At 33.7% G+C, this 12036-nt stretch carries 6 protein-coding genes; 5 read left to right on the top strand and 1 reads right to left on the bottom strand.

Features of this window, described 5'->3' with window-relative positions; genetic code table 11:
* The first annotated feature begins 773 nt into the window (after window positions 1-773).
* Genes IAE19_RS16350 through IAE19_RS16335 form a run of 4 tightly spaced genes read left to right on the top strand, consistent with a single transcriptional unit; the run spans window position 774 to window position 7877 of the window.
* A complete protein-coding gene (locus IAE19_RS16350; protein WP_200461962.1) occupies window positions 774-1448 on the top strand; it encodes a hypothetical protein in 675 nt (224 codons plus the stop codon).
* Window positions 1448-3727 (top strand): hypothetical protein, encoded by a 2280-nt coding sequence (locus IAE19_RS16345; RefSeq protein WP_200461963.1) that lies wholly within the window; start codon window positions 1448-1450, stop codon window positions 3725-3727. Before IAE19_RS16350 ends, IAE19_RS16345 begins: the two co-directional genes overlap by 1 nt.
* Window positions 3711-6920, top strand: coding sequence for a tyrosine-type recombinase/integrase (locus tag IAE19_RS16340; protein ID WP_200461961.1), 3210 nt, complete (start codon window positions 3711-3713; stop codon window positions 6918-6920). Before IAE19_RS16345 ends, IAE19_RS16340 begins: the two co-directional genes overlap by 17 nt.
* 21 nt (window positions 6921-6941) lie before the next feature.
* Window positions 6942-7877 (top strand): HlyD family secretion protein, encoded by a 936-nt coding sequence (locus tag IAE19_RS16335; RefSeq protein WP_200461960.1) that lies wholly within the window; start codon window positions 6942-6944, stop codon window positions 7875-7877.
* 1237 nt (window positions 7878-9114) lie between these two features.
* Here IAE19_RS16335 and IAE19_RS16330 read toward each other — a convergent pair.
* A complete protein-coding gene (locus tag IAE19_RS16330; RefSeq protein WP_200461959.1) occupies window positions 9115-10278 on the bottom strand; it encodes a helix-turn-helix transcriptional regulator in 1164 nt (387 codons plus the stop codon).
* A 902-nt stretch (window positions 10279-11180) separates the two neighbouring features.
* Between IAE19_RS16330 and IAE19_RS16325 the strand changes: the two genes are divergently transcribed.
* Window positions 11181-11852, top strand: a complete 672-nt coding sequence (locus tag IAE19_RS16325; protein WP_200461958.1) for a hypothetical protein — start codon at window positions 11181-11183, stop codon at window positions 11850-11852.
* Window positions 11853-12036 lie beyond the last annotated feature (184 nt).

Genomic DNA, 12036 nt, shown 5'->3' with positions numbered 1-12036 from the left:
TGTTCTTGTTAAAAGTTTTTAATACAGCCTAAAAATTAAATTAGCCGTATAGTCCTCGTTGCAAAGCACAACAAGGTTGAACAGGTGGCGAGGCAAAAATCAGAAAAGATGGATACAGCATGAGAAACTCCTAGATGTTTTATAGAAGTTCTACCAATTACTGCTAAATAATGGTGGCAGAACGAAAAGGGGTTAGCAGACTGATCATCTAGGAATCAGCACACCCGAAGGTGTCCCCCTTCCGTCCTACCATAGAAAAAAAGGGGGACGAGAGGATTCCCACACTCAATTTATATCCAAAAATATAAATGTCATGTGCTAGATGAATACGGTCTGCTAAAACCGACTGGCAATGTAGGCCAGCAATTGCATAATAAAATTAAGGTGGTATTGAGTCAATCCGGAGATTGCTCATTCAATAAAAGTTTATCCAAGATGGCCCTTAATTGTAATTTTTTGTATCGAAAATAATTTAAAGTTATTACAACTTTTAGTCTATATGCTTAATATTTATATATAAATCACAATTAGAATAACTATTTATTTCATTTTTATCAAAGACTTAATGTGATATTTTTATTCTATCTAGGAGATTGGGATCATTGAAGGCTAACGTTTAGGTTTCTTTATCATCCACATAAATTAGTCAGTATTTCCTAAATATTAAAGACTTTAAATTTGAAGAGTCAAAATATCTTACAACTTAAGACATGCCTCTTTGACCAATTGAATTTGATAATCAAATAACTCATTTTTTGGAAAATTTAATTTATATGAATAAAACCTTTGATTTTAATGAAAAATTTGGATTTCCCAAAGAATTAATATGCAAAAAATTCAATAAAATGAATATTAGTATACATCCTAGTTTTGCAGGAATTTATCTTTGTTATCAAGAAGCCTTCAAATCTTTAAAAGCTGATCTATCAATATTGACGTCTTGTCCTGTACTCAGTGTATGGAAAAATCCCAATATAGCTGGCTATACCATTGCGAAGGATTTTATGTGGCATTTATCTTTTTCACAAAATATACCCAAAAATATCAAGCTGCTAGTTTATTCATTCCCTTCAGATGAAGAAAAAATTAAGTTACTAAAACGTATGGTTAGTTCAGAGTTTTTGGGATTTTTACCCTCTTTTCATCATAATTTAAATAAAATGAACCCTCAAAAACTCCTGAATTTAATTAACACTCATATATCTTCTGAAGCAATTTTGATATTGAACAAGGAAAAATCATTCAAACCTCATAGCAGCATGAGCTTAGATCTGCTTGCAAAACTAGTCTCGTACACAAGAAATCAGTTGAATTACCGTAATAGAGTTATATTTCAAGAAAGACAAAATGTGCTTAATCAACTCGAACAAACTAGTCAAATTGCTCAACAACTTTTAAACGACTCTGGTCTGGTTCTTTCAACAGAACTTTTATGGAAACAACAATAATGACCGATGTGAGCTTAAATGATAAAAACTCAGATGATGCTCAACAGGTATCCTTAAAACGAACACTGGAAAAACTTTTTGGTGATGAACAGCTTAATCGCGAAGAACATATTCAATATATTGCAGATGTATTAGCTTCGCAACCAACCGATCAATATCTACAGGGACTTAATCTTGATCTTTTTAGCTTCGATCTAGAAACCAATTCAGTTACTGCCAGACCAACTGCCTTGGTCTCATCTCGAAAAAATACTGTTAGTGCAACACCCGTCACTTGGTATGTGAACTCAATTGCACAATTAACAGAGTCAGAAGAAAATGCTTTTGTCTGGAATATTTTAATAATTAAGGCAGCAATTTATTTAATTGCTCTTCCAGAACTTAGACCCGAAATATTTAAAGAAGATCACAGTGAACATTTCAATACTGTAAAACGAATATTTCAACGCTTTCGAATGGCCAATAAAGTTCTGAATTCTGATAAAGAATATCAAACCTCTCGCGAATACATGCTTCTTTGGGAAAAGCATCTTAAAGATCCTACACTTTCTTTAGCTGAATTTGTTCAATATTTGAGTAGTTTGAATAATACAGAGCTATCCAATGATTTTGAAAAACATCTATTGGATAATCTACGTATCACATTTACTTATGTGTTAAATAATAAGGCAAAAATTGCCAAAGCGAGCATTAATACTCAACTACAACATGAATTTTTAGATGAAAATCAGTTGATTGTAGAAAGTTCAGAAATAATAAAAGGGCAAAAATCTAAAGCATTCAATATCGAACAACAATTAGATGAGCAAGATGAACGTCAAATATATGTAGATCCCATAAATGTTACTCCGCTTGCCGCATATTCAGAATCTGTACAGAGCTATGTACTACCTCTAGTTGCAAAACATATTCAACGAAAAGAACATTTGCTGCCATACAGTAATCTATTTCCCAATACGACAAGTGTCAGTGCCTTACTTAATCAGTTATATGATGATTACACACAAAATAAAAATGCTAAGGTTTCACTTATCCTGATGCTATCCTTTCTAACTGGGAATAAAATTCAAGAGTGGTTGTATCTACAAAATAAACGTATTAAAGCTTTAAATTCTCGCCAAAAGATCATTCAAAACAACGGGCAATATTTCCTGCGTACTAAATTTTCAATTTTTGAAAATAAAGATTTTGCCTATCCTGAGGGCTTACTCAATCAAACGATTTATTTAGACATTCCAATCCCTCATTCATTTATTGACTACCTACGTAATGGTGAGCAGGTTAACGAAGATGAACTTAACAAATATTTAAAACAGCTAAGAGCTAAACTTTATATTCCAAAACTATCATTGATAAAAATAAACTCTCTTTTACACCAGACTATTTTGCAACGGACTGGAAATAAACAGCTTGCTGACCTACTTACAGGGATTGATGCTAACAAGTCCTCTTCAATTTCTTATTGTCATCAAAATACCCAGATTTTACAGACTAAATATATTTCGATTTTAAAAGAGTTATGTGAATCATTATCTAATGAATATCAGTATATTAGATATGTTTCAACAAAAAACTTTGGGAGCAGAAAAGCCCCTACACCAAGAGTGATTAAAGATATCTTTGCCATACTCAAATTCAAAATTTTTTCACAAAAAGAAGATGATTGGATAGCAATCTTTAATCACTATAATATCTGGATGTGGCATTTTTTATTACTCTTTACAGCTGCACGACCCGTTGCTGAATTTCCAGGTTTCTTAAAAAACTTTAACCTAAAAAGACGAATAGTCATGGTTTCTGATAAAGAGGTAGGTGGGCGTCAAGGCAATGGACGTTTAATTCCATTGGCTCAGTGTGTTGTACAAGAATTACAAAAATTCATCAGTTTTCTGCATTTTTTTCAAACCCAAATGAGTCCTATTCAGCCCGAAATCCCACAATATATTCAGAAAATTTTAGAGAGTGAACTGCCACTGTTAAATATTATTCAAGACGGTCAATGGCAACCCTTAAGGTCATCTATTGTAAAAAACTTCCACCCTGAGTTCGGTTTAGAACATGCAAACTGGCATCGGCATATGGCTCGCGCTTTTCTTAGTAATAAAATAAGTGAACCTGAAATTTTAGCTTTATTCGGTCATGAACCAATGCAACAAGAAGCTGCTCATCCTTATTCCAGCTTATCTATTTCACAATATTCAAGTATTGCTCATGTGCTTGAGCAAATGAAAGATCATTTTAATATTACTGGTATTGAACTCGATGTCCTCATCCAATAAAAGAACTAAGTTAGCGAAATCACTTTATGCCGAAGTACGTAGGAAACAAGATCGACTTAATCAGGAAAAGCAGCTTCGAGCAGATGTAGAACAGGAGCTAATTCAATATTTCCAAGAACAAGATTTGGAACAAAAAGAGCAACTGGAATCCTTCTATCCAGCAATTTATGAATTTATTAAACGCAAAGCTCCAAGCTTGGCATGGAAAAAATATGCGCATGAATTTTTTCGGTCATACATCAAGAAAATCAATTTAAATCGTAGTGAAAGTTTACCTCTACCAAGTCTGACATTTGACATGGTGCGTGATCAGCCCATTTTCAGCATGGACTGGATCGAAAAGGGACATCAGATCGATAAAATTGTTGATAAACTTTGGGACTATTGGATTTTAGCAAAAAATAGCAAAACATTCTCTGATGATGAAATCATTGGGAATATTATTATTTCTGCGATGCTTTACGCAGGCTTAAATCAAAAATTCTCTTTAGACGCGTTGCTAGAACATCTCAAAGATCCAGCTAAAATCAGAAAAATCGAAGATCTGAACATTATATTTTTAGAACCCCTTTCCCCTTCCTATGGAGATCTCTTTATTGATGAAAAAACCCTTCGTAAGTCGCGAAATTTTATTCCAGATCAAATTACCCGCTTATGGTTAATTCATTTTAATACCAGAAATATTCGCACAGTAAATCTGAATGTAGAGAATTATTTAGAGCTTATTTTTAATAAAATTAATTTATCATTTAATTCAAAAACCTATAAATTATTGCGTGACTACGGAAATTTTAACTGGATGCAACTCCCCAAAGTTGATATTGATCCTGCACTGTCACAATGCCTGATTGAAAACACTGCAACCTGTGGCTTATCAGAAATAGAATTTGAAAGATTTCTACATCCAAAATTTAAGTATCCACAAGACACTGTTACAGAACCCAATGTTAAAAAATCAACATCTTTTGTAGATCAGCCCGGCTCTAATTCAGATCTTCAGCAAACTGTTAATGATGTGATAAAGATTCATAAAGATCTTTTAAAATTGATTCGGACAACACAAACTGATCAAGGTATTGAAATACTAATCATCAACTACTGTACAGACCATGCTGATACATTTAATGAATACAGCAAACGTATTGCGTTATGGTTGATTAGCCTTTATAAACCAACAGCCGAAAATATTCAGCATCTCTCTGAATATTGGGGATTTTGTGCAATCCAATTTCAAAAAACATTTCAAGAAAATCAGCCTTTAGCGAATAGCTCTATTTATACATATTACACTCGGATTGCAGAGCCTTGGCTGACTCATTCTTTACAATATCTTGATAGCGAAGATGATCTGAACACGATACTTGCTAATATCTACCAGCAGATCACAACTAACACTCGACTTGCAAATGAGACAAGTCAGCCTGAGTTTAAAAAATCTAGTGGTCATACGCTCAGGATGTTGAAACGCTTCCATAGCTTTCAACAAAAAGTTTTTTCAGCTAGTTCTTTCGAATTAGAATCAATCACCATACAAAATAGGCCTAGAGCTCGAATCATTGGTTTCTTAACTTATCAGGCATTTATGAATAAGTTAGATGCATTACTTGCAGATGCGTATATCAAGGAAAACGACTATAAGTTATTAAAAATTATTTATATCATAGCGTACCGAACAGGAATGCGTATTAATGAAATACTAGGTCTACGTGTACGTGATATTGAAGGTTTAACTGACCTATCTATATGGATTCAACCCTATGGTTCAAAGAAGCTAGGCAACTTACATCAACTTAAAACCGACAGTGCTGAGCGTAAAGTGCCCGTCTATTGCCTATTAAAGGCTGATGAGTATCGACTATTCCATAACTATGTGGTTGAACAGCGATTGCTCAATCATCAAAATTTATACTTATTTCGCAATTGGAATCAAAATAGTAAGTTAAACAAGTATACTGTGACCCCACCTTTCAGAATGATTATGAATGGGATTTTTAAAGATCATGATTATTCTTTCCATTCTTTTCGACACACCGCAGCGAATCACTTAGCCCTTGTTCTCAACTGTCATTATTCTCCACTGGTCAAAAATCTGACGGATTATACTGAAGATGAATATCAAACCATTCGAAATGAGATACTCCGTCATACGCATGGTCAAAATCATTGGTTTATCATTGCTCATCTACTTGGTCATATTGATCCTACCGAAACATTCAAAAGTTATATCCATCTGAGCTATCTGATTGCTGGGTATAAGATATTTCAATACCACCCAGACATTGATAATCAGTTGGCAAAGAAGATGATGGGTTATTCATCTACTTTCAAATTCTTAGACTCAGCAAGAGATTCTGCTCCCTTCAATTTCGAAAAACATTCAATTCATTTAAGTCAGCAATTACTCAATGATCAAAGTGGCTGGTTGAAAAGTAATGTAGATAATATTTTGAGCGAGGTTTCATCTAATCAGCCTCATGATTTTTTTAGATACTTCGCAGGAACAAAAGAATCCAAAGTTTCATTTACATTATTTTATAAATGCCTAGATTTACTGGAAATTCATGATGATGCAGATCAAGTGTCAAGAGAGATGAGTTTACCCGTCGAACTGGTTAACTACTGGTATGAGAATGCAAAACAGTTAGGGCAACTCAAGTCTCAAAAAGGTAATCCTAGACTATTTGATTTCAAAAAAAAGAATCTGCTAAAAAGTCCTTTAAAACCGGCAATGATTGATACTGCTGAAGAACGCACAGTTATAAAATATTTCTTTGAAAAAATTCAAAATGAATTTGAAAAGAACCCAGACCAAATCAAAGCAGTGCTTAAGACATTTTTAAGTCGTGTTACGATTTCTCATACAGGTATTCATTATCGATGGAAGAATATCGATCAACTAGAATTATTTTACTCTTTTGCAAAAGACCTGTTTCCTCATCAATTTTGGCATTTACTGGGGCAAGACTTAGTTAAATTGTTAGATAGCAAGAAGCAGCCTTTATTGTTAAAACTAGCAAAATCAAATAAAACAGAGCATCCAACGACTCAAGAAAATTATGTCCGACTCCAACTTTATTCAATTAAAGAGGGTAAAGCATTATCAGCGTTTAAGTTCTGTTTACATTTAGCCTGTATTGGCAGACCTCGATCTCTTGGACTGCAAATTGAAGGTCTTAAAATGGAGCTTTACTAGGCAGGTGAATAAGATTCATACATGCACCATATTCGAGCGGATCCAACTGAGGTTGCACCTAGAATTTCTGGACTCGTAAAGCATGTCAACATTGAGGATTATCAATTTGTGCAGACAGGTGACGAACTCTTTCAAATTGATGATCAAGATATTCAAGTCGAATTAAGAAATGCCCTCGCACAAAAACACAGTAGTGAATCCGATATTAAAAAAATTCAATCGCTTATCCAACAACAGCATAGCTTCATTCAGCAGTCCCAAGCAAATGTGCAAATTGACCAATCCAATATAAAATTGGCACAACAGGATTATCAGCGTTTTTCAAATTTAGCAGCCGATGGATCGGGTACATTGCAAGCAAAACAACAAGCAGAATCACAAGTGCAAAGCCATCAAGCTGAACTTAAAAGAAATATGGCAACTGTAACTGCGAATCGGCAACAGATATCAGTATTTCAGGCAGATATTACGAAAGCCAATTCAGCTATTGAATCAGCTGAAGCCAATATTGATGCGTTAAAATTGAAATTAACCTATACCCGCGTTACAGCGCCAATTAGCGGTTTCGTTCATCAACGCCATGTTCGTGTTGGCAGTTATGTGCAGACCGGTAAAACAGAATTAACAATTGTACCTCTATCGTCAATTTATATTGAAGCAAATTTCCGTGAAACGCAGTTGTCGCGAATATGTGAAGGTCAAAAAGTTTCGATTCAGGTAGATGCACTGCCTAACACCTCTTTTCAAGGAAATGTACAAAGTTTAGGAATGGCAAGTGGGGCAAGTCTTTCTCAAATTGCACCTCATAATGCGACAGGAAACTTCACTAAAATTGTACAGCGTTTGCCAATTCGAATTAAATTTGCTCCCAACCAAAAAAATATAAACAAATTACGTGTTGGTATGTCAGTGAGGCCAACTATTTATATTGATCAAACAGCTTGTAGAAAGCAGTAATCAAATGAAAAGAGTTCTTTCATGATCATATTGATGAAAGAACTCTATTTAAATATCCATATTAAGAGGGTGTTCCGGCAAATACTTTACCTAGCTAATCAATTATTACCATTACCTTGGCAGGTGGTCGACGGTCTGAGGGAAACAGCACGTGAATCCCGCTCAAAGTGTAAGAAAAGATAGTTGACCATCTAAGTTTACAATAGTTGATGAATACAGTATTTATCAGTAAATTTTAGTCGGCAAAATTCAAAATTAGCAATAATTGAATGCCAGCCTTAACTTTGTCGAAACTATTCAATGATTTTTCAAATCATATCTGAAGTTCTATTGCTTTTCTAATTTTGGAATAAAAAAAACCACACTCAGGAATGGATATAAGTAGAGTGTGGTTCTAAGTTCTTGAAAACAGGTAAAACAGCGGTAGATGGTTTACCTGCTTTCTTAATATACATTTTAAATGGCTCATTTGTAAGATAAAAATAAAAAAATATGGCGCACCAAGCTCTTATAAATAAAGCCCCACAGCCCAAGAATCTGGTGCGAAAAATAATTTAAAACAAAATCTATAAATGATCTACACCTAACAGGTCGTAAAGTAATCATTTGAATTTAAAATTTTTAATAAATTCATGAATTTGCTATTTTAAAATACACATCGCACAAATGACTTAGAAACTAATCAATACCATTGTTCCAAATAGTTTTCCTATCGCATAGATAGATTATACATAGGCCCTTTCTTTTTGCACTTTGCTACATAGATTTTTGCTGTTACATAATCGATATCACGTTTAGATACAGACCCTCTAATTCAGAGAAATGATTTTTACAAATGTGTCTAATTATATAGTTTATAATCAAAACAGACGTCGTTTGGATCTTGAGGGAATTAGCCTAGAAGCTTTTGAGGCATCTTCAAAATGAGGCTGTTTCGCGTTTAGGATACTGGGAGCAGCCCAATTAGGAAAACCTTATATTTGCGCCATAGCTTAAATTTAGATCATTAGATAAAACCATAAATTTTAGATTTTTTCTATTATCACTCCTCAAACTTACTTTAAAACTTCTTTATTTTTTCCTGTTCCTGTTCCCCCACAACTTACCCCTTTACTTACTTCTAACATGATATATAAATTTATATCACCAGACATTTTAATTCACCGTTAAATATCCCTTAATATAGTTATTTTGTAAGGATTACTATAACAATACTATCCTAAATTTAGGATAGTATTTAACTTATATGTTCAAAATTAAAGGCAATTCCTATCAACCAATGCATTAGTTCAGTTTGAGATGAGCACCCTGTTTTTTCATATATGTATTTAAAGTAGGTTCTTAAAGAACTAATCTTAATAGATAGTTCCCTTGAAATTTCTTCTAAATTATACCCGTTAATAAATAACTCACAGATTGCGATTTCTCGCTTTGTTAATTGGTAACCTTCTGTCAAATAAGTAAAAGGAAGCTGTTGTTGCTGGTAAGCAGGAGTAATAAAAATAATTGCTTTATCAATATAATCATGTTGAGTAGCATGGATAAGGTCGAGTGAAGAAAATGGGGCAATACTCAGCTTTAGCTTCGGTTGTTCAATTTCCTCGTACAAGACCATTACACCTCCCACATCGTCATGTTGTGATTGTTTCGAGTTTTCATAGAATACACTTGAAATATACGTGTTTAGTTGAGCCTGAAAACAACTTTTAGTCTTTAATTTATTGAACTGATCCAACCATAATACTTTTGATTTTTCCAAAATAAGAGCAGCCAAAGCATTAGAATAAGTAGAGTTATAATACTTATCAATTAGGATAACTCCCACTCTTAAAAAATCTAAAACCCTTGTATAATCAGTTTTTTGAACTTGTAATAGATTAAATTGCCGATTCATTTGCAAGGCTCGCCGAATATGAGTAGAGAAACGCTCTAGTTTCAAGCATTCTATTTCTGAAAAAAAAGGCTGATCAGGTCGACGGTAAACTGCAAATAAAGTCCAACGATGTTTACCATCCTCAAGCAACATACCTGCAACATAACTCATGCCACTAGTTTTCATACATCGTTCATAAAAAGTATATTCATTTGAACCTGGCATTTTAGCGTATGCAGTTCCATCTAGCGCCAATACATGACCCACACCAGCATTTCTATATTTCGCTTGATGCAGTTGCATATCCAGTATTCTAATTTCTGCATCCTGATAACTATTAATAAATATCTGAGGAAAATTATAAATATGGGTAAAGTTTGCATGAGAATCAAGTTGGTCAAAAGCGATAAAGGCACCAGCACTACATGCCATATATTCAACCAACGCAGCTAAAACTTTTTCCCATTTAGCATTTAAAGAAGCCTCATAAATCATCCCAATCAAATCATGTTCAATTTCTGTTATCATCGGCTACAAACTCATTTGTTACTAACTTCGCATGCATTCAAACTAAGGTTCTTCATTTAGATTATCCGACTTATCTATTTGAAATATAAATTAATATCCATCAACATGTACATTGATTCAATGTGTAAATTAAAATTCATTTTTTCATAATATATTTAAAATAGGTTCCCCAGGTAATAGAAAGCTTATCTGCAATTTCATTCAAACGCACCCCGTGATAAAAATTCACAGATCATAATTGCGGTTTTCTTCAAATTATACGTCTGACTGAGAAAGCTTGTACTGTTGTTGCATTGTAGTAATAATAGTTATTGTATGATCACTGATATCTAAAATTGAAATATACGAAAGCGGTGTAATACTTGATTTCAATAAGCACTGATTAAATTGTCCTGAAAGTATCAGCAAGCCATCGATTTTATTTAAATTTTTACACGAGACCAATAAAAGAGAAGCTGTATTTGCCTAAACATTATTCGCCGCATCTACAGCTCAAAGCCATTCATGCACTTAATAAACTGTTAGAATATCTAAAAAATCCCCTAAGTTATTCAATACAATAAGCACTCACGGTACATCAGCCATAAATTTGTAGGATTACCATATTAACAGGCTTATAAATATAAATGAAATCATTCTAATCGTTAAGATAATTACCCTTCAAATGAATTTATTAGATCGCTTCAATCTCCCCTTTATCCGATATTATATGAACTATGTTCAATTTTGAGGCATTGAGCCTCTATAATTTTATCTAAGACCATTTAGTGCTAAGATCTTCTAGAATTAGGTTATAATCCACACTCAATCTTTTTGTTCTTTCTAGTGATTTGCTAATGTTACATTAACGAATCTCTCTTTACATCAACTTCGGATGATATTAGTTCTACTTGAAAATCAAAATGCCAAACTATCATAAATTAATTTATTTAAGCTTTTTATTTTTAGCAGCTTGTGGAGAAGATGGTAATTATTCTGCTGGGGTAAGCTTAGGAGGAACAGGAACGGGGCCGTTAGGAAATGGAGAGGGTGGACTTCTTATTACTGATGCGCAGCTCCCAAAACCGTCAGATGATATAGATCCAGAGCTTATACATGAATATATAATTTGGTCAAATGGAGCAATAGAAAGTCAATGTGGCGATGTAAAAGTTAGTATTCAACTTTTACACAATCAAACTAAACAACCTCTTGAATATGGTCAGGGAAGTGTTGTCTCAACGCCAACAGACTTACAACCTACAAATGTTTCGGTACAAATTACTACCGAGAATTTAATTCAACATCCTGTATTTGAATATCTCACGGAATGTAAACCTAACTTGAAACTCGAAGATCAATTCGGAAACGAATATAAAAGTAATCAGGAATATATTTGCGCAAATGATAGTTTGGTACGGGAATATGGCCCCCTTCAAAAGAATATTTATCACTATAGTTTTTCAGTACCTTTAGCCGAAAGCAAACGAACGATTCTTTATCAACCAGATTTTTCATCAAAAATACAATTAACTAAAGAGCAGCGTCAAAGCTGCACTCCACTAATTTATGAAATTAATATCGAACGCTATTAATAGTTTACCTATACGAGGTAGTAAACACTTCCTGGCTAAGGTTATGAGCAATAAATCCAGTTAGACCAATTTAGAGACCGTTAGAGTAAAACGATCTCTAGTAAATTGCCTAGCTAAGTCTGCGGTCGAATCATTACCGTTCGCGCAAAGCCTCTTTTGCTTTATTAAACGGTTTCAATAAATA

Origin of the sequence: Acinetobacter sp. S40 (assembly GCF_016624705.1) — a bacterium.
GTDB lineage: Bacteria > Pseudomonadota > Gammaproteobacteria > Pseudomonadales > Moraxellaceae > Acinetobacter.
Note: the sequence above shows the minus strand (reverse complement) of the source record. Positions and strands in the feature narration are given on the sequence as shown.

Bases quoted from the DNA above. Each gene is read 5' to 3' on its own strand.
- IAE19_RS16350 (WP_200461962.1), top strand. From the start codon at position 774: ATGAATAAAACCTTTGATTTTAATGAAAAATTTGGATTTCCCAAAGAA.
- IAE19_RS16345 (WP_200461963.1), top strand. From the start codon at position 1,448: ATGACCGATGTGAGCTTAAATGATAAAAACTCAGATGATGCTCAACAG.
- IAE19_RS16340 (WP_200461961.1), top strand. From the start codon at position 3,711: ATGTCCTCATCCAATAAAAGAACTAAGTTAGCGAAATCACTTTATGCC.
- IAE19_RS16335 (WP_200461960.1), top strand. From the start codon at position 6,942: ATGCACCATATTCGAGCGGATCCAACTGAGGTTGCACCTAGAATTTCT.
- IAE19_RS16330 (WP_200461959.1), bottom strand. From the start codon at position 10,278: ATGATAACAGAAATTGAACATGATTTGATTGGGATGATTTATGAGGCT.
- IAE19_RS16325 (WP_200461958.1), top strand. From the start codon at position 11,181: ATGCCAAACTATCATAAATTAATTTATTTAAGCTTTTTATTTTTAGCA.